Origin of the sequence: Yoonia sp. BS5-3 (assembly GCF_038069655.2) — a bacterium.
In the GTDB taxonomy this organism is placed as follows: domain Bacteria; phylum Pseudomonadota; class Alphaproteobacteria; order Rhodobacterales; family Rhodobacteraceae; genus Yoonia; species Yoonia phaeophyticola.
In genome coordinates this window covers 1212168-1234574 of record NZ_CP150951.2, presented here as the reverse complement: position 1 = coordinate 1234574, position 22407 = coordinate 1212168, and the positions used below count along the sequence as shown (strand labels likewise).

At 51.4% G+C, this 22407-nt stretch carries 25 protein-coding genes; 10 read left to right on the top strand and 15 right to left on the bottom strand.

The window, feature by feature from the left end:
- Positions 1–13 precede the first annotated feature (13 nt).
- Positions 14–571 (bottom strand): nucleotide exchange factor GrpE, encoded by a 558-nt coding sequence (locus AABB29_RS06315; RefSeq protein ID WP_341367739.1) that lies wholly within the window; start codon positions 569–571, stop codon positions 14–16.
- A gap of 12 nt (positions 572–583) precedes the next feature.
- Positions 584–1648 (bottom strand): heat-inducible transcriptional repressor HrcA, encoded by a 1065-nt coding sequence (gene hrcA / locus AABB29_RS06310; RefSeq protein WP_341367740.1) that lies wholly within the window; start codon positions 1646–1648, stop codon positions 584–586.
- 115 nt (positions 1649–1763) lie between these two features.
- Between hrcA and rph the strand changes: the two genes are divergently transcribed.
- Genes rph through hemW form a run of 3 tightly spaced genes read left to right on the top strand, consistent with a single transcriptional unit; the run spans position 1764 to position 4229 of the window.
- Positions 1764–2471: a ribonuclease PH gene (gene rph, locus AABB29_RS06305; RefSeq protein ID WP_341367741.1), complete on the top strand. Its 708-nt coding sequence runs from the start codon at positions 1764–1766 to the stop codon at positions 2469–2471.
- Positions 2471–3079: an RdgB/HAM1 family non-canonical purine NTP pyrophosphatase gene (rdgB, locus tag AABB29_RS06300; protein ID WP_341367742.1), complete on the top strand. Its 609-nt coding sequence runs from the start codon at positions 2471–2473 to the stop codon at positions 3077–3079. Before rph ends, rdgB begins: the two co-directional genes overlap by 1 nt.
- Entirely contained in the window at positions 3072–4229 is a 1158-nt protein-coding gene (hemW, locus tag AABB29_RS06295; RefSeq protein WP_341367743.1) for a radical SAM family heme chaperone HemW, read from the top strand. The genes rdgB and hemW overlap by 8 nt, the downstream gene beginning before the upstream one ends.
- Here hemW and AABB29_RS06290 read toward each other — a convergent pair.
- The 7 genes from AABB29_RS06290 to hemJ form a co-directional block, all read right to left on the bottom strand.
- A complete protein-coding gene (locus tag AABB29_RS06290; protein WP_341367744.1) occupies positions 4226–5110 on the bottom strand; it encodes a ParB/RepB/Spo0J family partition protein in 885 nt (294 codons plus the stop codon). The two genes, hemW and AABB29_RS06290, sit on opposite strands and share 4 nt — an antisense overlap.
- A gap of 3 nt (positions 5111–5113) precedes the next feature.
- On the bottom strand, positions 5114–5923 hold the full coding sequence (locus AABB29_RS06285) for an AAA family ATPase (RefSeq protein WP_341367745.1): 810 nt from the start codon (positions 5921–5923) through the stop codon (positions 5114–5116).
- On the bottom strand, positions 5913–6530 hold the full coding sequence (rsmG, locus tag AABB29_RS06280; protein WP_341367746.1) for a 16S rRNA (guanine(527)-N(7))-methyltransferase RsmG: 618 nt from the start codon (positions 6528–6530) through the stop codon (positions 5913–5915). The genes AABB29_RS06285 and rsmG overlap by 11 nt, the downstream gene beginning before the upstream one ends.
- Position 6531: 1 nt before the next feature.
- Positions 6532–8403, bottom strand: a complete 1872-nt coding sequence (gene mnmG, locus AABB29_RS06275) for a tRNA uridine-5-carboxymethylaminomethyl(34) synthesis enzyme MnmG (RefSeq protein ID WP_341367747.1) — start codon at positions 8401–8403, stop codon at positions 6532–6534.
- A gap of 12 nt (positions 8404–8415) precedes the next feature.
- Complete coding sequence (gene mnmE / locus AABB29_RS06270) at positions 8416–9696, bottom strand: tRNA uridine-5-carboxymethylaminomethyl(34) synthesis GTPase MnmE (RefSeq protein ID WP_341367748.1); 1281 nt, start codon at positions 9694–9696, stop codon at positions 8416–8418.
- 30 nt (positions 9697–9726) lie between these two features.
- Positions 9727–10998: a transcription termination factor Rho gene (gene rho / locus AABB29_RS06265; protein WP_341367749.1), complete on the bottom strand. Its 1272-nt coding sequence runs from the start codon at positions 10996–10998 to the stop codon at positions 9727–9729.
- A 116-nt stretch (positions 10999–11114) separates the two neighbouring features.
- The gene (gene hemJ / locus AABB29_RS06260) at positions 11115–11561 is read right to left on the bottom strand and encodes a protoporphyrinogen oxidase HemJ (RefSeq protein ID WP_341367750.1); all 447 of its coding nucleotides are present in this window, start codon (positions 11559–11561) and stop codon (positions 11115–11117) included.
- Between the two features lie 396 nt (positions 11562–11957).
- On the opposite strand from hemJ, the gene AABB29_RS06255 reads away from it, so the two are divergent.
- The 4 genes from AABB29_RS06255 to dnaQ are packed head-to-tail and all read left to right on the top strand — an operon-like array spanning position 11958 to position 14656.
- Positions 11958–12554: a Maf family nucleotide pyrophosphatase gene (locus tag AABB29_RS06255; protein WP_341367751.1), complete on the top strand. Its 597-nt coding sequence runs from the start codon at positions 11958–11960 to the stop codon at positions 12552–12554.
- On the top strand, positions 12554–13381 hold the full coding sequence (locus tag AABB29_RS06250; protein WP_341367752.1) for a shikimate dehydrogenase: 828 nt from the start codon (positions 12554–12556) through the stop codon (positions 13379–13381). Before AABB29_RS06255 ends, AABB29_RS06250 begins: the two co-directional genes overlap by 1 nt.
- Positions 13378–13968 carry a dephospho-CoA kinase gene (coaE, locus tag AABB29_RS06245; protein WP_341367753.1) on the top strand — a complete coding sequence of 197 codons (591 nt, stop codon included), beginning with the start codon at positions 13378–13380 and terminating at the stop codon, positions 13966–13968. Before AABB29_RS06250 ends, coaE begins: the two co-directional genes overlap by 4 nt.
- A complete protein-coding gene (gene dnaQ, locus AABB29_RS06240; protein ID WP_341367754.1) occupies positions 13961–14656 on the top strand; it encodes a DNA polymerase III subunit epsilon in 696 nt (231 codons plus the stop codon). Before coaE ends, dnaQ begins: the two co-directional genes overlap by 8 nt.
- Here the strand turns inward: dnaQ and secB are convergent.
- Together secB and AABB29_RS06230 are read right to left on the bottom strand one after the other, a co-directional pair.
- Positions 14649–15143: a protein-export chaperone SecB gene (gene secB, locus AABB29_RS06235; RefSeq protein WP_341367755.1), complete on the bottom strand. Its 495-nt coding sequence runs from the start codon at positions 15141–15143 to the stop codon at positions 14649–14651. The two genes, dnaQ and secB, sit on opposite strands and share 8 nt — an antisense overlap.
- A 57-nt stretch (positions 15144–15200) precedes the next feature.
- Positions 15201–15689 carry an FxsA family protein gene (locus tag AABB29_RS06230; protein ID WP_341367756.1) on the bottom strand — a complete coding sequence of 163 codons (489 nt, stop codon included), beginning with the start codon at positions 15687–15689 and terminating at the stop codon, positions 15201–15203.
- Between the two features lie 111 nt (positions 15690–15800).
- Here AABB29_RS06230 and AABB29_RS06225 point away from each other — a divergent pair, with 111 nt between their 5' ends.
- Genes AABB29_RS06225 through AABB29_RS06215 form a run of 3 tightly spaced genes read left to right on the top strand, consistent with a single transcriptional unit; the run spans position 15801 to position 18069 of the window.
- Complete coding sequence (locus tag AABB29_RS06225) at positions 15801–16460, top strand: Tim44/TimA family putative adaptor protein (RefSeq protein WP_341367757.1); 660 nt, start codon at positions 15801–15803, stop codon at positions 16458–16460.
- Positions 16461–16486: 26 nt separating this feature from the next.
- Positions 16487–17488 carry an MltA domain-containing protein gene (locus AABB29_RS06220; protein ID WP_341367758.1) on the top strand — a complete coding sequence of 334 codons (1002 nt, stop codon included), beginning with the start codon at positions 16487–16489 and terminating at the stop codon, positions 17486–17488.
- On the top strand, positions 17488–18069 hold the full coding sequence (locus tag AABB29_RS06215; protein WP_341367759.1) for a Smr/MutS family protein: 582 nt from the start codon (positions 17488–17490) through the stop codon (positions 18067–18069). Before AABB29_RS06220 ends, AABB29_RS06215 begins: the two co-directional genes overlap by 1 nt.
- Here AABB29_RS06215 and AABB29_RS06210 read toward each other — a convergent pair.
- Genes AABB29_RS06210 through hslV form a run of 4 tightly spaced genes read right to left on the bottom strand, consistent with a single transcriptional unit; the run spans position 18052 to position 22270 of the window.
- Positions 18052–19287 carry an MFS transporter gene (locus tag AABB29_RS06210; RefSeq protein WP_341367760.1) on the bottom strand — a complete coding sequence of 412 codons (1236 nt, stop codon included), beginning with the start codon at positions 19285–19287 and terminating at the stop codon, positions 18052–18054. The two genes, AABB29_RS06215 and AABB29_RS06210, sit on opposite strands and share 18 nt — an antisense overlap.
- A gap of 51 nt (positions 19288–19338) precedes the next feature.
- Entirely contained in the window at positions 19339–20649 is a 1311-nt protein-coding gene (gene hslU, locus AABB29_RS06205; RefSeq protein ID WP_341367761.1) for an ATP-dependent protease ATPase subunit HslU, read from the bottom strand.
- 8 nt (positions 20650–20657) lie between these two features.
- Entirely contained in the window at positions 20658–21716 is a 1059-nt protein-coding gene (locus AABB29_RS06200; protein ID WP_341367762.1) for a hypothetical protein, read from the bottom strand.
- Positions 21713–22270 carry an ATP-dependent protease subunit HslV gene (gene hslV, locus AABB29_RS06195; RefSeq protein WP_341368997.1) on the bottom strand — a complete coding sequence of 186 codons (558 nt, stop codon included), beginning with the start codon at positions 22268–22270 and terminating at the stop codon, positions 21713–21715. Before hslV ends, AABB29_RS06200 begins: the two co-directional genes overlap by 4 nt.
- Between the last annotated feature and the right edge of the window lie 137 nt (positions 22271–22407).

The window sequence follows — 22407 nt, the reverse complement described above, 5'->3', positions numbered from 1 at the left end:
TTCAGAGAGTTTATCATGAAGCCGGCATTGATGATACGCCGACCTGCGCAGGGCGCAGCAGCCGATCATGTAGCATAAAGCCTGTCGTGGATACCTGGATGATATCTCCGGCCTTTGTGTCGGGTAGAGGTGCCTCAAACATGGCTTCGTGCTTTTGCGGATCAAACCTGTCACCGACTTCAGGTTCGATTGGTTCAATCCCGTGCTTTTTGAATACATTGATCAGCTCACGCATGGTCAGCTCGATCCCTTCAAGCAACGCATCGGGTACTTTTTCTTCGCCTTCCTGGGAAGAGGCGAGGGCGCGTTTCATATTGTCGTAAACTGGCAAAAGATCCCGCGCCAGTTTGGAGCCGCCGTAATTTTCCGCCTCGCGTCGATCACGATCAGCCCGTTTGCGCATATTTTCGCTATCGGCCAGCGCACGCATAAATTTATCACGGAAATCGTCGCGTTCGGCCCGGAGCGCCTCGATCTCGTCGAACGTCGCTTCGGCTTGATCAAAACCAGGCTCATCCGCTTCTGCAGCGAGTTCATCAAGCGATTGCAGTTCTTCTTCTTTCTCAGACATCCATTTTTCCTGTCATGAGCGGTCGGCAATCATCTTGCCCACCAGCTGCGCGGTGTAATTTACGATGGGCACGATCCGCCCATAGTTCAAACGTGTCGGACCAATGACACCAACGGCGCCAATAATCTTGCGGTCGGCGTTCATATAAGGGGAAACGACGAGAGAGGAACCCGAAAGTGAGAACAATTTGTTCTCTGACCCAATAAAAATGCGCACACCGTCGCCATCTTCGGTCAAATCCAGGAATTGGGCGATATCACGTTTGCGTTCGAGGTCATCAAACAGGCTACGGATACGTTCCAGGTCGACTTCATCTTCGCTGTCAGATAGCAGGTTGCCCCGGCCGCGCACGATCAGCCGTTCGGTTGCTTCACCTTCATTTTCCCAGAGCGCCAGCCCGTTTTCGACCAAATCGGCCGCTAGGCTATCAATTTCTTGACGCCGCGCAGCAATTTCTCGGGAAATCACTGAACCAAGCTCGGACAATGTCCGACCTTCAGCAATCGCATTGATGAAATTCGCAGCTTCGCGCATGGATGAGGGGGTTTGTCCGGCGGGTGGTGTAAAAATCCGGTTCTCAACATGACCATCAGCGAAGACCAGCACAACAAGGGCTCGATCCCGTGCAAGTGAAACAAATTCGATGTGCTTGATCGGCGCTTCGTGTTTTGGGGTGAGAACCAGGCTAGCACCATGCGTAACGCCAGATAAAGCTTGGCCAACTTGATCTAGAACCGTCCCAACATCTTGATCATGGCCGCCAAGCGTCCGATCAATTGTTTCACGATCTTTATTGTCCAGGTCGCCAACCTCAAGCAATCCATCGACAAACATACGAAGACCAAGCTGCGTGGGTATCCGACCGGCACTGACATGTGGACTGTCGAGAAGACCCAAAAACTCAAGATCCTGCATGACATTTCGGATCGTGGCTGCGCTGACCTGCTCAGAGAAACTGCGAGTCAGGGTACGTGAGCCCACAGGTGCACCGCTTTCGAGATAGCCTTCGACAACGCGGCGAAAAACTTCGCGCGATCGTTCGTTCATTTCTTCAATGTTGGGCGTCTGATCGTTCATCAGGTTCTCAAACTAGGGCGAGGCAATTAAAACGAAAGCATGCCCGGCGTCAATCGGGGTTGGATTTCATAATTGAGCAGCGTATCCGAGAGAAGCAACAATTAGGAGTGATCCCATGCGTCCATCCGGCCGACAGACCAATGAAATGCGCCCTGTTACCATTGAAACGGGGGTAACGATGCATGCGGAGGGCTCTTGCCTGATCAAATGTGGGAATACCCATGTGCTTTGCACCGCAACAATTGATGAACGCGTGCCCCCATTCCTGAAAAATTCTGGCCTCGGTTGGGTCACAGCTGAATATGGAATGCTACCCCGCGCGACGAACACGCGCATGCGCCGTGAGGCAAAGAATGGCCAATCGGGCCGGACACAAGAAATTCAGCGGCTGATTGGCCGATCCTTGCGCGCAGGCGTTGACCGTGTGGCGCTGGGTGAGCGGCAAATCGTTGTTGATTGCGATGTCATACAAGCTGACGGCGGGACACGCTGCGCATCGATCACTGGCGGTTGGGTCGCGCTAAAGCTTGCCGTTCAAAAACTGATGAAAGCAGGGGATGTTGTGGCCGATCCATTGGTCGATCCGGTCGCGGCGATCTCGTGCGGCATTTATGCAGGGCAAGAGGTGCTTGATCTTGATTATCCCGAAGACAGCGAGGCTGGCGTCGATGGCAACTTTGTCATGACGGGCGGTAAGTTGATTGAGGTTCAAATGTCCGCAGAAGGGTCAACATTCACCCGCGCGCAAATGGATGGGCTGTTGGATCTGGCCGAAAAAGGCGTGGCTGAACTGACACAAGCACAATTGACCGCGGTGTCCTGATGCGGAAATTCGATGGCGATACTTTGGTGATCGCAACCCATAATACCGGTAAACTGGAGGAGATGGTGAATCTGCTGTCTCCGTTCGATATCTCGCTGACATCAAACGCCGATCATAAACTTCCAGAGCCGGAAGAAACGGAAACAACCTTTGTTGGCAATGCGAGGATCAAAGCACATGCGGCGGCAAAGGCGACGGGCTTGCCCTGTCTTGCCGATGATAGCGGTATTGAGGTTGATGGTTTGGATGGGGCGCCTGGCGTCTACACGGCAGATTGGGCCGAAACGCCAAACGGACGTGACTTTAATTTGGCAATGGAGCGGACTTGGGCTGCGTTAGAGACTGTATCAGCGCCATTTCCGCGGACCGCTCGTTTTTGTTGCACGATGGTTCTGGCGTGGCCAGATGGTCATGACGAAGTATTTGCAGGCGTGATGCCAGGGCAAATAGTGTGGCCGATGCGCGGCGATCAAGGACATGGATATGATCCCATTTTTCAACCTGATGGTTATGATGTGACCTTCGGGGAAATGGATCGCTGGGAAAAGAACAAGATCAGCCACCGCGCCGATGCGATGGCAAAGTTGATCGCTGGTTGCTTTGCCTGAAGACTGGGAACATGGCGGGTTTGGGCTCTATATCCACTGGCCATTTTGTCAGGCAAAGTGCCCGTATTGCGACTTCAACTCGCATGTTGTCAGCCAGATTGACCAGAAAGCTTGGAAAAGGGCCTATCTGAGCGAAATCGGCCGGATCGGAGCTGAAACCGAAGGCCGTATTTTGCGGTCAGTGTTTTTTGGTGGCGGAACGCCAAGTATGATGGACCCTGATCTTGTCGATGCGGTGCTGACCAAAGTGCGCGCGACTTGGCAGATTGCGAACAATATAGAGATCACGCTGGAAGCTAACCCGACCTCAGTCGAAGCCGGACGATTTGCCGGATATCGCGGTGCTGGCGTTAATCGCGTTTCAATGGGCATTCAGGCGCTGAACGACACCGATTTACGCGCGTTGGGGCGTTTGCACAGCGCGGCAGAGGCCTTGGATGCATTTGAAATCGCCCGTAAGAATTTCGATCGCGTCAGTTTTGATTTGATTTATGCACGACAGGGACAGTCGTTACAGGCTTGGGAGGCGGAACTGAAGCAAGCGCTGTCCATGGCGATTGATCATTTGTCCTTATATCAACTTACCATCGAGGACGGCACGGCGTTTGGAGATCGCTATGCGGCAGGGAAGTTGCGCGATTTGCCAGACGATGATGATGCCGCCGACATGTATGCCTTAACACAGGAAATTTGCGACGCCGCTGGATTCAATGGTTATGAAATTTCGAACCATGCAAAGCCAGGCTTCGAAAGCACGCATAATCGGATTTACTGGCAATATGGTGACTATGCCGGGATCGGACCAGGCGCTCATGGACGACTGACCATCGACGGCCAACGTTATTCAACGGAAGCCCCTAGCGCCCCAACCTCGTGGTTATCCCAAGTCAACAAGAGTGGCAGCGGCGAATCTAACCGTTCTTCGTTGAGTATCGAGGATCAAGTTTCAGAGTTTTTGTTGATGGGGATGCGGCTGCGGGACGGTATATCGTTAGACCGGTTGAATGCATTAAGTGGAAATACTTTTTATAAAAAAATCAGTAGCTTAATAGAAATTTGTATGCTCGATATTCAAGAAAACCGGTTACGATCTACAGCAGAAGGCCGGCCGGTTTTGAATGCTGTTCTACGCGAATTACTTTCACCTTAGCCGCCGGACAAGGTCCGCAAGAGATCATCCAATTGATCAAGCGATTTGTATGAAATCGCGAGCTTACCACCATTATCGCCGGCTTTATGATCAATCGTGACTTTCATACCAAGGCTTGCGGTAAGTTCGTTTTCAATTTGGACGGTGTCGGCATCTTTCGGCACCGGCGCACCTGATACAGACCTCTTCTTGATCGCCGGTCCTTTTTTCGCCAAGCTTTCGGTGTCGCGGACGGAAAGTTTACGCTGGATAACTTCACGCGCTAACTCAACGGCATTGTCTTTGCCGATAAGTGCCCGGGCATGACCAGCTGAGAGCGTGCCTGAAACCAAATACCCTTGCACTTCTTCGGGCAAGGTTAATAGACGCATGACATTTGCGATGTGACTACGGCTTTTGCCAAGCGCTGTTGCCAGCTTCTCTTGAGTGTGGCCAAATTTGTCCATCAGCTGACGATAGCCAGCTGCCTCATCCACCGGGTTCAGGTCAGAACGCTGGATGTTTTCGATGATCGCAATCTCGAGGACTTCCGTATCATCATAATCACGTATCAGGATCGGTACTTCGTGCAATTTGGCAATTTGCGCAGCCCGCCACCGACGTTCGCCTGCAACGATTTCATAGCTTTCGGAATTGCCCTGGCGACGGACGATAATCGGCTGGATAATACCTTTTTCCGCAACCGAAGTTGCCAGTTCCTTCAAAGCATCTTCATCAAAGGTGCGTCGTGGCTGATCAGGGTTGGGATGAACTTGCTCAATAGGCACAACGAGGTCGGCGCGTTTGGTGCCTACATTTTCGGTACCATCTTGCGCCACATCAGACATCAGCGCCGACAAGCCGCGACCTAGTCCACGGGTCTTTGTTGTCTTCTTCGCCATTTTCTATGTCCCTGTATTTTTGTTGTTTTTGATAAGTTCGCTAGCAAGCGATCGATACGCTGCGCTACCCTTTGAACCACTGTCATAGGCGAGAACTGGGATGGCAAACGACGGCGCCTCACTGACTCGGACATTCCGTGGGATCACCGTTTTGAAAACCATATCGCCCATATTGTCGCGCGCATCTTCCTCGACCTGAAGCGATAAATTATTTCGCGCATCATACATTGTCAGCACGATCCCTTCGATCCGCAAGTCGGGGTTTGCTGACTGCCGTACGTCTCTTACTGTCAGGATTAATTGGGACAGACCCTCAAGCGCGAAAAACTCGCTTTGCAGCGGTACAAGGATTGAATGCGCTGCGACCATGGCATTGACTGTCAATATATTGAGCGATGGAGGACAATCAATCAAGATATAGTCATACGGGGCTTTGTCGTTTGAAATATCGCGGAGTACAGTTTTGAGTAGAAAACTTCGTTTCTCATTGTCGATAAGTTCTATGTCTGCAGAGCTTAGATCGGTGGTTGCGGGTACGATCGACAAATTCTGAATCGCCGTAGTTTGCGATGCATCGGAAAGATCAGCGTCGCCGGACAAAAGATCATATGTGGTAGCTTGACGCATATCTTGATCAATACCTAGTCCGGTAGAGGCATTCCCTTGCGGATCCAGGTCAATCAAAAGGACCTTTTTCGTCTTCTCAGCCAACGCTGCGCCAAGATTGATAGTCGTGGTTGTCTTCCCAACTCCACCCTTTTGGTTCGCTATTGCAATGATTTTGGGGCCGTTTGAAGAAGAATTATTCGGCACGAGATATCCTTTGAATAACGAGGAGTCGGGCGGCAGGATCGGTGAAACTTGGGTGTTCTTCAAGGTCAAACAGCCAATTTTTCCGTGCTTCCTCTATTTCTTCATCAACACGCTTCCCTTTGTGAAATAGACAAGTTCCATCAGGTGCGAGGTGTTGATTAGCCAATGGGAGAAGGGTAGATAGTGTGGCTAAGGCGCGGGCCGATACAATATCTGCTGCGCCATATGGGACATCTTCGATTCGAGCGGCAACGACACTTACATTCAAGCTCAACTCTCGGGACGCTGTTCTCAGGAATGTCGCTTTTCTCTGATCACTCTCAATGAGAGTGAATTTTGCAGCAGGCTGTTGTTCTTTTGCGTATATCGCCATGACAATCCCGGGAAAGCCACCTCCACTGCCGATATCGACCCAATGGTTGAACTGATTTGGAGCATATCGAAATAGTTGGGATGAATCGACGACATGCCGACTCCAGATGTCATCAATGGTACTCGGAGCGATAAGATTGATCTTCGTGGTCCATTTTCGGACCAAATCTGAGAACTTGATTAAATCATCAAATGTTTCACGTGAAACATCTTCGCCGGCAACTTCATTCGGCATATTAGGTGCCTGTCGCCACTTGTTGCTGCCGCTTCAACGCACTGATCAACAGCATGAGCGCCGCCGGGGTCATTCCCTCAATCCGCCCAGCATGTGCGATACTGCTAGGCCGTACCGAAACCAACTTCACCACGAGCTCATTCGACAATCCACCAACTGCTCCGTAATCAAAATCATCTGGTATTCGTTGTTTTTCATCCCGCTCCAAAGCTGCAATGTCTCGGGCCTGACGGGCAATGTAATGTGCATATAACGCATCATTCTTGATTTGTTTTTGAATGTCCTTAGAAATAGACGTCGTTGCAGGCTCAATTTCCTGTAGTTGAGCAAAACCAAAATCAGCCAACGACAGTGCGTCTAAAGCCGATCTTTTAGGGCCATCAGCATTTAGGTTCGCGCCAGATCCAGCGATATCACGAGCACTTATTGTAATTTTATCAAGCGCAACCCGTGCGCTATTAATTTTATCCATCTTCGATGAGTATTTTTGCCAACGCTCATCGCCAACACAGCTAATTTTGCGACCAAATTCTGTTAGCCGTTGATCTGCGTTGTCCGCGCGAAGTGAGAGCCGAAATTCAGCGCGTGATGTGAACATTCGATACGGTTCTGATACGCCCCGGGTGATAAGATCATCAATCATCACTCCTATATAGGATTCTCTTCGACTAAACACGATTGTGTCTTTTCCAGCTGCCGCTGATGCCGCATTCAGTCCTGCTACAAGGCCTTGCGCAGCTGCCTCCTCATAACCTGTCGTCCCATTAATTTGCCCTGCAAGGTAAAGTCCAGGCACCGAGCGCAATTCAAGTGTTTCCTTCAATGATCTGGGATCCACATAGTCATATTCGATCGCGTATCCTGGCTGCAAAATCTCCGCCTTTTCAAGACCATAGATTGATTTCACATAGGTGTTTTGCACATCAACGGGCAACGATGTCGAGATTCCGTTTGGATATACTGTATCTGAGTTCAACCCTTCCGGCTCTAAGAATATCTGATGCGACGGTTTTTCGGAGAAACGGACAATTTTATCCTCGATTGAGGGGCAGTATCTAGGACCAATTCCATCGATATGCCCACCATACATCGCGGATCTATCTAGATTTTTGCGAATGATCTCATGAGTCTTCTCATTTGTATGCGTAATGCCACACTCGATTTGTCGGGCGAAAGGGGCACTCGATAGGAACGAGAACAACACAGGCTGAGTATCGCTGGGCTGCTTTTCTAAGCGATCCCAGTCAATAGTCCGACCATCCAATCTAGGCGGTGTACCAGTTTTCAGGCGTCCAAGCGGCAGGTTATAGCTTTCGAGCCGCTCGGCCATCTTGATTGATGGATCGTCGCCCATGCGTCCTCCTGGCCGAGATACGTCACCAATATGGATAACACCACGCAGAAATGTTCCTGTGGTCAAAATGACGCTACAGGACCTAATCTCCGATCCATCTTTCAACGACACACCGACGACACGATCACCTTCCATTAGAAGATCAGTCGCTTCGCCCTCGATAATATCGAGGTCATCCAGCTCAAATAGCTCTCGCTGAATCTCGGACCGATAGATTGCACGATCTGATTGGGCCCGAGGACCCTGAACTGCTGGACCTTTTTTTCGGTTTAGAAGACGGAATTGAATACCAGCTTTATCAGCTACCCGGGCCATAACACCATCAAGTGCGTCAATTTCGCGGACCAGGTGTCCCTTTCCCAAACCACCAATCGCTGGATTACATGACATGACACCAATCGTGTCACGACTTAGCGTAACAAGCGCGACACGACGTGTCATACGCGCGACAGCATGTGCAGCTTCAGCTCCGGCATGCCCACCGCCAATAACAACCACGTCGTAATCCAAATGTTTCACGTGAAACACTCCTTATTTGCCAATGCAAAAACTGGAAAAGATCTCATCTAATACATGTTCTACATCAACCCGGCCAACAAGGCTATCTACCGATCGAATCGCCGATCGAAGCTCTTCAGCAATTAGATCCACTGTAGCGTTTTCATCTTCCAACATAGTGACCGCTACACTTAGGTATTCTACCGCCCTTTGCATTGCATTCCGATGTCGTTCACGCATAGCAACGCCAACGGCAGCAACGCGCTCTTCAAGAATCTCGCTTACCAACCCAATCAATCTGTCGACACCAGCACCTGTCATACCGGAAACCGACAGCGCAGCACTGTCTGACAGATCTGCCTTTGCTCGCACGTAAATATCTCCGCTATCGATATTTGGTGTTGGTATACTATCATCTAACATCATATGGACACGAACATCCGCTCTTGCGGCGCGTTCCTTTGCTTTCTCTACACCCAGACCTTCGATAAAATCATCTGTCTCCCGCATTCCCGCTGTATCAAGAACTGTCACAGGAATACCCTGCAAATCCATCCTAACCTCAATGACGTCCCGCGTTGTACCTGCTACTTCCGAAGTAATCGCGACCTCTCGACCAGCAAGCCGATTAAGTAAAGTAGACTTCCCAACATTCGGCTCACCGATAATCGCCACTTCAAAACCATCCCGAATGCGTTCAGCGATATGTACCCCCGCGATCTCCTTATTCATCTCCAGCGTAACTGCCCGCAGCAACTGATCTACCTCTGGCGTCACATCAACGGGTACTTCTTCATCAACAAAATCAATCGTAGCCTCTAGTAAAGCTGCCGCGCGGATCAACATTGAGCGCCACCGCTCTGCAATCTCACCCAAGGCGCCAGAGAACACACGCAAAGCCTGCTTTCGCTGGCTCTCTGTCTCGGCATCAATCAGATCAGCAAGTCCCTCAACCTGTGCTAAATCAAGACAACCATTGTCCAACGCCCGCCTTGTAAACTCTCCCGCATCGGCTGGACGCAAAGCTGTATCTGAACCAAGAATGCTTAGCACCGCCACGACAATCGCTGGACTGCCATGTAAGTGCAGTTCTACAACGTCTTCGCCTGTAAAGCTTCGACCGCGATCAAAGCACAATACCAAAGCCTTATCTAAAAGTTCGCCCTCAGCATCAAAAAGGCGACGGACACCGCGCGATGTTGGAACATCCCGCATAATTCGGCCTGCCGCACCCCGTGCTTGGCTGCCAGATATTCTGACAACCGCTACACCGGCCCGACCACGCGCCGTTGCTAGGGCAAAAATCGTGTCCAAATATACAACCTATTGTAAATAAACAATAAATTACGTATTCATTGAATCGAAGAAGTCAGAATTTGTCTTGGTCTGCTTCAGCTTTCCAATCAAGAATTCGATTGCGTCAGTGGTCCCCATCGGGTTGAGAATCCGACGCAACACATAAGTCTTGGCAAGATCACCTTTATCGACCAGCAACTCTTCTTTCCGCGTACCAGATTTCAGGATATCCATCGCTGGGAAGACGCGCTTATCTGCAACCTTCCGATCCAACACAATCTCGCTGTTGCCAGTACCTTTGAATTCTTCAAAGATTACCTCATCCATCCGCGATCCCGTATCAATCAAAGCTGTCGCAATGATCGTAAGCGATCCACCTTCCTCAATATTCCGCGCAGCACCAAAGAAACGCTTCGGCCGTTGCAACGCATTCGCATCAACACCACCCGTCAGAACCTTACCAGAGGATGGGACGGTCGTGTTAAATGCTCGTCCTAAACGCGTAATCGAATCCAGTAGGATGACAACATCACGCTTATGTTCAACCAGCCGCTTCGCCTTTTCGATTACCATCTCAGAAACCGCAACATGGCGCGACGCTGGCTCATCAAAAGTGGATGAAACAACCTCGCCTTTCACTGATCTCTGCATATCAGTCACTTCTTCAGGACGCTCATCAATCAGCAAAACGATCAGATAACACTCTGGGTGATTTTTCTCGATCGAGTTGGCAATATTTTGCAGCAACACCGTCTTACCCGTCCGCGGTGGTGCAACAATCAGCGATCGCTGCCCTTTACCAATTGGCGCAACCAAATCGATAATCCGGGCTGACCGGTCCTTAATCGTCGGATCTTCCACTTCCATATTTAGCCGCTCATCAGGATAGAGCGGTGTCAAGTTGTCAAACGCAACCTTATGCTTCGCTTTCTCCGGCTCTTCGAAGTTGATCCGTTCCACCGATGTAAGCGCAAAGTACCGCTCACTATCATTTGGCTCTTTCATCACGCCTTCGACCGTATCCCCGGTCCGCAAAGAGTGTTTCCTGATCATATCAGGCGATACATAAATATCATCAGGACCTGGCAGATAGTTTGCTTCGGGTGATCTGAGAAATCCAAACCCGTCCTGAAGCACTTCTAGAACACCGTCTCCACCGATGACCCATTCCTCATCCGCCCGTTCTTTCAGGATCGCGAACATCATGTCGCCTTTGCGCATCGTAGACGCATTCTCAATTTCAAGCTCTTCAGCCAGCGAAAGTAGGTCTTTCGGGCTTTGCGCCTTGAGATCAGCAAGATTCAATCGATGTTGGGACATAGAAGCATTCCACGGGCAAAAGAAAGTTGCCCTATTTTTGAGATTACATGGAAAATACTTTCCCGGACGGGAAGTGCCTCGGCGTATAAGCTAGACATGCTATGCGAGTCAATGTTTCAGAACGGCCGCACTATCACCGCAATAACGATGAAGACCATCAGTACTGTCGGGACCTCATTCGCCAACCGATACGTCCGTCCAGACCGTGTATTCTGACCAGTTGCAAAATCCTTCCGTCGTGCACTCATCCAGCCATGCGCACCTGACATCAAGACAACAGATATGATTTTAACCCAGGCCCAAACAGAACCCCAATCAAACCCACCCATCCCAATCATCATAAGTCCGGCCACCCAAGCGACAATCATCGCCGGCGTCATGATCACCCGCAGTAGCTTTTCTTCCATGATCTGAAAGGTTTTATCCATTTCGGAACCGACTGCAGCACGCTCAGCATGATAGACAAATAGTCTTGGCAGATAGAACAATCCTGCCATCCAAGCGATCACGGCCATGATATGTACCGCTTTGATCCAATCATAGTATCCGATCAATATATCCATGCCGTTTTACCTTCTTTGTTTTTCTTCTTTGATAAATATAGAAAGAAAGAAAAGATGATGTAGTTGTTTGTACGCAGATTTTCTGTGACTTATTTTTCTATCCTCAAACTTATCCCCGGCCGTTAGATGATTGAGAAGTAGTAGCATTTTTCAAATATACATTATTATTATCAATGCCTTGTACCTCATCCGAACCCAGCAATGTGCTGTCGAGAAGGTGGATGTCATGCGTTTGATCCTAGTTTGTCCCCAAGCACAAATTATTCTTACGCACTGTGGAAAACCGTTGGATCGTCGTGATAGAAAACCTGGACAGTCCCCAGCCAGCCGTTGGCGGACTGAAGATGCACAGTTGGTCCTCTTGAATGCACATCGTTTTTCCTAAAGGTTATCCACATGTCTGAGCCGATCATCTTGGCTTCTGGCTCAGAAATTCGGGCAACATTGCTCCGTAACGCTTGCGTGGACTTTACCACAGTGATTGCGCGCATTGATGAAGACCTCATTCGCCAGTCTTTGCAAGCAGAGCAAGCCAGCCCGCGTGATATTGCCGGCAGCCTGGCAGAAATGAAGGCACAACGTGTGTCGGTCAAAGCACCCGGTGCCCTTGTCATCGGCTGTGACCAAATTCTTGCGATGGGGCAGACGATTTTCGCCAAACCTGCCTCGACAGAGGTAGCGGTTGATCAGTTAAAAAAGCTGCGCGGACAAAAGCACCAACTTTTCTCTGCAGCTGTTATCTATCTTGATGGTAAACCACTGTGGCGCCATGTCGGTTTCGTTCGTCTGTTCATGCGCGATTTTTCGGATACCTACCTTCAATCATATGTTTCTCGTAACTGGGAAAGCATCCAGCATGCGGTGGGGGCCTACAAGCTTGAAGAAGAAGGTGTACGTTTGTTCACACGTATCGAAGGTGATCATTTCAATGTGCTGGGGCTGCCGCTTCTTGAGCTCTTGTCTTATCTCGCGCTTAGAGGGACAATTGAATAATGACGGATATTCCAAAAGCAGGTGTGATCGGCAATCCGATCAGTCATTCGCTCTCACCGAAACTCCACAATTATTGGCTCCGCCGCTATGATTTGGCTGGCAGTTACACTGCGCTTCAAGTTGCCGAAGAGGATTTGGAAACCACAATCCGATCTTTACCGGGCCAAGGTTTTATCGGCGCAAATGTAACCTTGCCGCACAAGGTCTCTGTACTTCAACTTGCCGATCACATCACTGACCGCGCAACGCTAATCGGTGCGGCAAATACACTGACTTTCAAAGAAGACGGCAGGATTTTTGCTGATAATACAGATGGTTATGGATTCATAGCAAATCTGAAACAGGGTGCACCCGGCTGGAATCCCAAATCCGGACCCGCTGCTATTCTCGGTGCAGGTGGCGCGGCAAGGGCGATCATTGTGGCATTGGCTGATGCAGGCGTGCCTGAGATATTGCTATCAAATCGGACCCGTCCAAAAGCTGAGGCGCTGCGGGCTGAATTTGGTGCACGTATCAAAGTTGTCGACTGGGTGCAGGCCGGCCCGATGTTGGCTGACGCACATATTGTGATCAACACCACATCACTTGGGATGAAGGGCGCACAGGAATTCAAGGTACCCTTGGACGATTTGCAATCTCAAACGGTTGTTACGGATATTGTCTATACCCCATTGCGCACACCTTTCTTGATCGCCGCAGAAGCCATCGGCTGCAAGACGGTCGACGGTCTGGGTATGCTGCTACACCAGGGTGTCCCCGGATTTGAGCGGTGGTTCGGCATGCGTCCAGAGGTTGACGACAATACACGCCAGGCTGTTCTCGCATGACATATCTGCTTGGTCTGACCGGATCGATCGGGATGGGAAAATCGACCACGGCAAAGATGTTTCAGTCTCTTGGTGTTCCCGTTTGGGATGCTGATGCGGCAGTTCATCGCTTGTACGCAAAAGACGGTGCTGCAGTACCGTTAATTGCCAAGCGATTTCCCGAAGCTATCGAAAATGGCGCTGTTTCCCGAGATCGGCTGAAAGATCTTATCAAGATTGATCCGAATGTGCTGAACCAACTCGAAGAGATTGTACATCCGCTTGTCGCTCAAGATCGACAAGGCTTCATTACCTCCCATTCAGATCCATTGCTTGTGTTCGACATACCGCTTCTCTTCGAAACGGGGGCGGAGGCTTGGTTGAGTTCGGTTCTCGTTGTGACGGCGCCATCCGATGTCCAAAGGGCCCGTGTTTTGGCCCGCCCTGGTATGACTGAAACGGCATTTAACGATATACTGGCACGCCAAATGCCCGATGCAACCAAGCGGGCGCGTGCGGATCATGTGATTGAGACGCTTAACATTCATGATACAAAAGCAGCCGTGAAAGACTTGATCGCTAAATTATCGGGGCCAGCCTATGCGTGAGATCGTTCTAGATACGGAAACCACAGGGTTTGAACCGGACGAGGGTGATCGGATCGTCGAAATTGGTGCCGTAGAGCTGATCGGGCATGTTCCAACGGGGCGCACGTATCATCAATATATCAACCCACAACGCGCGATGCCGGAAGAGGCTTTTGCCGTGCATGGCCTAGGTGATGAATTCCTGAGCGACAAACCAGTATTCAAAGAAATTGCTGCAGAATTTGTCGCGTTTGTCCGCGATGCGCGGCTGGTCATCCACAACGCCGCTTTTGATATGAAATTCCTGAATGCTGAACTTGGCTGGCTGAACATGCCGCTTTTGCCAATGGATCAGGCCCTGGATACGTTAGCCATCGCACGGCGCCGTTTTCCCGGCTCGCCTGCTTCACTTGATGCCTTGTGCCGGCGTTTTGGCATCGATAACTCGTCTCGGACCCTTCACGGCGCGCTCTTGGACAGTGAAATCCTCGCCGAAGTATATCTTGAGCTGATTGGGGGCAGGCAGCCTGACTTTGCATTAACAGCAGCGTCAACTGAGACGAAAAATGATCATCAGGATGATAATTGGCGCCCGACTGCACGGCCAACGCCGCTTGCGTCAAAGCTTACCGAAGAAGAGGCCGCCGCCCATACAGCATTCATAGATGCGTTGGGCGACGATGCGCTTTGGAAAAAGTCGTTTAGTTAACTTTGGCTTTTTCTGCTTCTGCCCGACGGGCGAGCTCTGTGCGATAAAGCGACAGGAAGTCGATAGTTTCCAGATTCAATGGCGGGAAGCCGCCATCGCGTGTGACATCGCTAACGATGCGGCGCAGGAACGGGAACGTCATCCGCGGGCATTCGATCAACAGATACGGATGCATTTGTTCATCCGGAACACCTTCGATCTGGAAAACACCAGCATATTCCAGCTCAAGAACGAAAAGCGGCTCGCCTTTTTCTTTGGTCTTGCTGGTGATGTTCAGCTTGGTGATGACCTCGAACTGGTTCTCGGCCGACCGCTTACGTGCGTCCAAGTTAACCTGCACCTGAATTTCAGGTTGTGCGTCACCTGACACGCCTTTTTGTGCCAGGATGTTTTCGAAAGACATGTCGCGGATATACTGGGCGACGACACGGCTGTTCACTTGCTTGGGTTCTGCGGGTTTTGCACCGTTTTCGGGTGTATCGGACATTGGAAACTGCTCCAGTTAATAAAAATTACCCGTTCCTAGCAGGCCGTTTGCAAAGGCTCAATGCCGGGTCCAGCCCGACGGGCCATGTGTTGGTTTTTTGTTCGCAGTAAGGTCCTCAAACTCTCCATCGATAACTGTGTCGGACGGTTGATCTGCCTGTTGCTGCGATTGTGCGCCACCGCCCATTTGAAAGGTTTTGATTTTGACGCGTTCTCTTGCCCAAAGATATGCGGTCCGACGCACACCAGGAACCAGCAGTGACAGCCCGACTGCATCGGTAAAGAAACCTGGCGTCAACAAAAGCGCGCCGGCAAATAAAATCATGGCACCATTTGCAAGCGGTTCAGATGGATCTTTTAGATTAGACAAGGATTGTTGCAGCTTGCCCAGCTCGCGCAGCCCCTGGCTGCGTACCAGGTACGAACCGACAATCGCTGTGGCGAGAATAATCAGCAATGTCCACCAAACACCGATAAAGCCGCCGACCTGGATAAACAGGGCAACTTCGATCATTGGGATTACAATAAATGCGACGAGTAGCCACATGATCTTGAACCTTTCGTAAGTTGTTTTGAGGCAAGGTGGACTTGGGCCTGCCCCTGACCTACATAAGTATGGATTGGGCATGTTTCCATGCCTTCCTTGAACGAGGTCCTAATGAACTCTCCGCTAATCCAGCTTCTGGTGCTTGCCGGCATCGCTGTTTTTTTGATCATACGGCTTCGCGGCGTCTTGGGAACACGCGAAGGTTTTGAAAAACCTGCTGTTACCCGTCCTGATCCAGATCGTCGTCGTACGCCTGAATTCGATGTTATCGATGGTGGGCCAGATTTGGATATCACAGATCACGTAAGCGAAGGATCAGCGGCGGCGACGGCGCTTGCCGCTATGAAGCGGACTGATCCCAGCTTTAATGTTGGTGAATTCCTGGGCGGTGCACGCGGCGCTTATGAAATGATCCTGATGGCGTTTGAAAACAGCGATCTGGAATCGATCAAGCCGTTTATATCGGATGATGTTTACGAAGCTTTTGCCGGTGTTGTCGAAGATCGCGAACGCAAGGGTCTGACGGTTGAGGCGAATTTTATCGGCGTGAGCGATATGACACTGGCCCATGCTGAATTTGACGAAGCGACTAAAGAAGGGGACATCTCTGTTCGCTTCAAAAGCGAGATGACGTCTGTGGTACGCGACAATGCTGGTGATATCGTTGAAGGAAGCGAAAAGGAAATCAAACGTCAGAAAGATACTTGGACATTCTCGCGGTCCATGGACTCTGGCGATCCAAACTGGCGGCTTGTTGCCACTGGCGAATGATACGTTCCTGGTTTGGCGGCCTTTGCATGTCGTTGACTTTGACGGGCAGTGTGATGGCCGAACCTACCTATCAACAGCTTAGCTTTGATGATCTGAACGGTTGGGCGGGTGATGACCATCAATCTGCATTGGTTGTCTTCCAAAATACGTGCCGCGATATACCCGGTATCGAATGGGAAGTGCTTTGCGATTTTCTAGCAACTGATCCAAACCCACGCGACTTTTTTGAAAAATTCTTTGTTCCTATCCTCATCGAAGATGGGACACCAATGGTCTTCACCGGATACTTTGAACCCGAATTGCCGGGATCACGTCGACGTGGCAATGATTATCAATACCCCATATATGCAGTTCCAGACGATCTGACACCGGGCGAGCCGTATTTCACCCGCCGTCAGATTGATGAAGATCGCCCCCTTGCTGGTCGCGACTTAGAATTGGCTTGGTTGACCGACCCGGTTGATCTGTTTTTTCTGCAAGTCCAGGGATCTGGTCGGATCAAATTGCCGGATGGGTCGGTCATGCGGGTCGGCTATGGTGGCAAGAATGGTCGGAATTATTCGTCTGTTGGTATGGCACTGGTCGATCGTGGTGTTTTTGAACCACATCAGGTTTCGGCGGCGGTGATCAGGAACTGGGTTCGCGAGAATCGGGATGAGGGCCGGGCACTTTTGTGGGAAAATGAAAGCTATGTCTTCTTTCGTGAAGTAAGTGAAGTGCCAGCAGAGCGCGGTCCATTGGGTGCCATGAACCGCTCTATCACACCGGGCCGATCCATTGCGGTTGATCCGGCGTTTGTCACATTGGGCGCTCCGGTCTGGATCGAAAAGGAAGGCGCCGTACCGATGAACCGCTTGATGATCGCACAAGACACGGGATCAGCGATCAAAGGGGCGCAACGCGCTGATATCTTTATCGGCACCGGCGATGCGGCAGGCCGCGAGGCTGGTACCATCAAGGACGCCGGCCGGATGATTGTACTGATGCCAACAACAATTGCGCATCGTCTTATTGCGACCCATCGGTAATGCGAAGGCCACGACACTTATCGGCGGAAGAACGCGCGCTTTGGGACCGTGTCGCAGAACGGACGACTCCAATCGACCCTAAGCCATCCTTACCAGAAAAGCCGAAAACACCTGCGCAAACGAAACCACTCACCAAAGAACCAGCACCCCGCTTTGTGGTCGGTGAAAAGGCTTCGGTACACCGGGCGCATGATATCCTACCCGAAATTGCAGACCGCCTCGGTCGCACGCCGATCAATATGGACCACAAGTCATTTGGGCGGATGAAACGGGGGAAACTGTCGCCTGAGGCGCGGATCGATCTTCATGGCATGACATTGGCGGAAGCACATCCCGAACTTGTCGGGTTTATTTTACAGTCGCAGGCTGCGGGTCGACGGCTCGTCCTGGTGATTACAGGTAAGGGCAAGGATCGTGATGATGGTGGTCCTATTCCAACCCGATATGGTGTCTTGCGACACCAAGTTCCAAGATGGCTTGCCTTGGCGCCTTTGGCCCCGACGATTTTGCAAGTTACGCCTGCCCATCAAAAGCATGGCGGCGATGGGGCCTACTACGTGTATCTACGTCGGAACCGCTAAAGCTCTGGCCGCCATTTGGGTTGGTTTAATCAGTAGCAATGCGGCAAATGCAAAAACGGCGGCATAGCCAAGTTGCTGGGTTTCAAATCCGACACCGATGTCGATTAACCAACCGCTTAGCCCCGGTCCAATCGCCGACCCAAGCACCATTAATGCTGCTGCCGCCGATTTGATCGCGCCCAAATGTTGCGTTCCGTAGAATTCTGCCCAACAGGCGTTTAGCAAAGTAGCTTGTCCGCCGCCCGCGATGCCCATCAAGATAACAGCCAAACCGGTCCAGACCAGCGATGGGGCATACCAGTGCAAAACAAATGCGATTACCAGCGGCAGCAGATAAATACGCAAAAGGCGAATGGCGCCGAACCGGTCAATGGCCCAACCATATCCGATTGTCGACAATGCCAAAGCGGTCGTCCCAAGGGGAAATACGGACACAAGCGCCAGATGAGACCATCCCTTGATTTCGGCAAAATGCGCCTGGTGAAACCAAAAGGCTGTCGCAAACCCAGAGAAAGACATCACGGCTGGGATCATCGCCCAGAAAAGTGGATGGCGCAGGGCGTCGCTACGGGTCCAGTGTTTGCCTTCCATACCGGTTGATTGACTGTTGTCCGACATGGCTTGGGGTGTGCGTTCCAAGCGAAGCAGGCGATGTAGCAGAATACAGGCAAGAACGCAGAAACCAGCAAAACACATCCAAAGTGTTCGCCAGTCGATAAAGGATTTCAGCCAAACCATCGTCAATGGCAGTGTTGCTTCTGCAAACATGAAACCAAAAGCTGCGACCGCAAGCGCACGCCCGCGGGTTGCCACGAACCACCGGGCCATCGCGACAGTTGCGACATGGCTTGTCATGCCTTGCCCTGTGAATCGAAGCGCAAAGATGACAAAGGGCAAAAGGGCTGCTGTTGCATTGAATGCCATCAACAGGCAGGCGCCCGCCAATAACAAGATTACCGCGATACCCAATGTACGAACCCGAAACCGGTCGGCCAGCCCTCCGGCAAAGACCATCACAAGCGCGGACGCGCCGGTACCGATCATATAGATCATGCCCCAATCACCGTTGGACAGACCATATGCTTCACGTACTTCGCCGCCGAAAATGGCGATGAAAAACGTCTGCCCAAAACTGGACAGGAACGACAACAGCACACCTGTTCCCAGAAATGGCAGGTTTTCACGAATAAAACGCAGGTATCCGGGTTGGGTTGTCATACGCCCTTTGATGACGGCGAAGGGCGTCGTGCGAAAGGGCTAATTTGATGGCTAGAGAACGTATCGGCTTACATCTGTAGATCGGGCCAGTTCGCCCAGATGCGTCTCAACGAAAGCGGCATCAATTGTGATGTCCTCACCGGACCGATCGGGGGCGTTGAACGACAAATCCTCAAAGACACGTTCAATCACGGTGTAAAGGCGACGCGCGCCAATATTCTCGACGGACTCGTTTACCTCAGCGGCGATTTTTGCCAGTGCTTTGATGCCATCGTCAGCAAAACTGACGGTCACCTCTTCGGTCTTCATCAGGGCTGAGTATTGCAAGGTAAGCGCATTATCCGTCTCTGTCAGGATGCGCACAAAATCATCTTCGGTCAGTGCGCGCAGCTCAACCCGGATTGGCAGGCGCCCTTGCAACTCGGGCAGCAGATCGGATGGTTTTGCAACGTGAAACGCGCCTGAGGCGATGAACAAAATATGGTCGGTCTTGATTGGACCGTGTTTGGTCGAAACGGTTGTTCCCTCAATCAGTGGTAAAAGATCGCGTTGAACGCCCTCGCGGGACACATCCGCGCCGCGCGCATCTGCGCGCGCACAAACCTTATCAATCTCATCAAGGAATACGATGCCATTCTGTTCCACGGCCTCAAGTGCTGCTTTCGTGACGATCTCATCATCGAGCAGTTTATCCGCTTCGTCAGCGATAAGTGCCTCGTAGCTTTCGGCGACGGTCATCTTCTTTTTGACGGTGCGCCCGCCCATGGCTTTCCCAAAAAGATCGCCCAGGTTCATCATGCCGCCGGTCATACCGCCAGGTTGACCGGGTATTTCGAAGCCGCCCAGTGGGTTGGATGTATCGGCAAGCTCAAGTTCGATCACGGTATCGTCTAGTTCACCGGTTTTCAGCTTTTTACGGAACATCTCACGTGTGGTATCCCGTGCGTCGCTGCCAGCAACAGCGTTAATGACGCGATCTTCTGCGGCAGCATGCGCTTTGGCGCGTACATCTTCACGCATATGTTCGCGCGTATCAAGAATGGCGGTATCGACAAGGTCGCGCACGATTTGTTCGACATCGCGGCCGACATACCCAACTTCGGTAAATTTCGTGGCTTCCACCTTGATGAAGGGTGCGCGGGCTAATTTTGCCAGTCTGCGTGAAATCTCTGTTTTACCAACACCGGTAGGGCCGATCATCAAGATGTTCTTGGGGTATACCTCATCCCGTAAATCATCGCCAAGCTGCTTGCGTCGCCATCTGTTGCGCAGGGCAACGGCAACGGCGCGCTTGGCGTCTTTTTGGCCAATGATGAACCGATCTAGTTCAGAAACGATTTCGCGGGGTGTCAGGTCGGTCATAGATGTCCTCAGACTTGAGAAGGTGGCAAGCGGTGAAGCGGGATAAAGCCGGGCAGCAGACGCAAGATCCAAGCGCGGATCCGCTCCCAGAAGGCGCCTAGCAAAAGAAGTACAACGCCAAGGATCAGCACGGTCATCGCTGCCCCGTCGCCATCCAGCAAGGTAATAGCGATGGCGACGATATAGCCAATAGCGGCCATCAAGAAGGATCGCCGATCAATGATGATGGCAACAATGGCGAATAACATAAGTACGCCCAGCAAGATCCCATCGCGGTCGCTATCTAACAACGACAGCGCAATCGTGTTCACCAAAGCTGGTGCAGCAACGACATGCAGCCAAAAACCATTGGCCGAACGCCGTGTGACCCGGTGCGGATCGCTCATATCAAAGAACATCGCGACGGCAAAAACCAATGTACCAAGGACAAGCGTGATCCATGCGAAAGGACCGCCTGCGGAAAGCAGGAAAAGATCACCGATCTCTTCGACTTGGCCGCCCCGGCTGGCAGCGAATACAATCGCAACGGAAAAAAGCCCAACAGCGATCATGGCCATCGCAAAAGGCACACGGAAGCGCCACCAATAGATCAGCAACGAAAGGGTCGCCAATAAAAGCGGAAGTGGAACGCTGCTAAAGTCACTCTGTGGTATCATGAAAAGGTGCGTCATTTGGGTCAGAAAACCAAATGCAGCATTGCCCGCAAACATGATCGAAAGCGCTATAGCGGGCGCAATCATTCGGCGCTTGCGCACGAAATACTCGGACAAAAGCCAAAGTACACCAGCACCGGTCAACGCGACGACAGCGGCGTATTGCTTAAGGTCAACGATCCGATCGCCCAGCGCCAATCCAACGACACCGAACCAGCCGAAAGCCAAAATGGTTAGTCCGACAACGATAAAGATTTCATTGAACCCTTTGAACAGCTCAAATGGTTCATCCCCAGGGGAAAGGTTTTCACGCGCGCCGCGGCGACTGTCTGACAGGCTGATTAAATCTGCCGCCTGCTTTTCCGTCAAAAGGCCGCTACCCACAGCCGCCCGAAGATCGTCTTTCTCAATCATGCGGAAATCGATTCAACGGTCAGATTGCCGTTGGTGTAAACACAAATATCAGCGGCGATTGCCATGGCCTGACGGGCGACCTCTTCGGCGTTTAGCCCGGTCGTCATCATCGCGCGGCCGGCCGCAAGTGCATAATTGCCGCCCGACCCGATAGCGGCAATATCATGTTCAGGCTCAAGCACATCACCGGCACCGGTGATCACAAACAAATCCGCACCGTCGCTGACAATCAACATTGCCTCTAGTTTTTGTAGGTATTTGTCGGTCCGCCAGTCTTTTGCCAACTCGACCGAGGCACGGGCTAACTGTCCGGGCGTTGCTTCTAGCTTTTTCTCTAGCCGCTCGAGCAATGTAAACGCATCTGCGGTGGATCCGGCAAAACCGGCAATTACGTCTTGTCCGCCGGGTGAAAGGCGCCGGACTTTGCGCGCGGTGCCTTTGATCACTGTTTGGCCAAGACTGACCTGACCGTCGCCGGCAATAACAACCTGTCCGCCCTTTCGGACGCCAATAATTGTCGTCCCATGCCAGCCGGGAAATTCTTCTTTGGTCATCATCTGCTCCTTGCGGGTCGCAGCATATATGGAGTGGCAAACATCATCAAACAACCCTGCCAAATGCGCAGCCGACGGCCAAGCCATATAAAAAAGGGCGCCGTGAAGGCGCCCGTTTCTTGCCATCCGACTTTGAC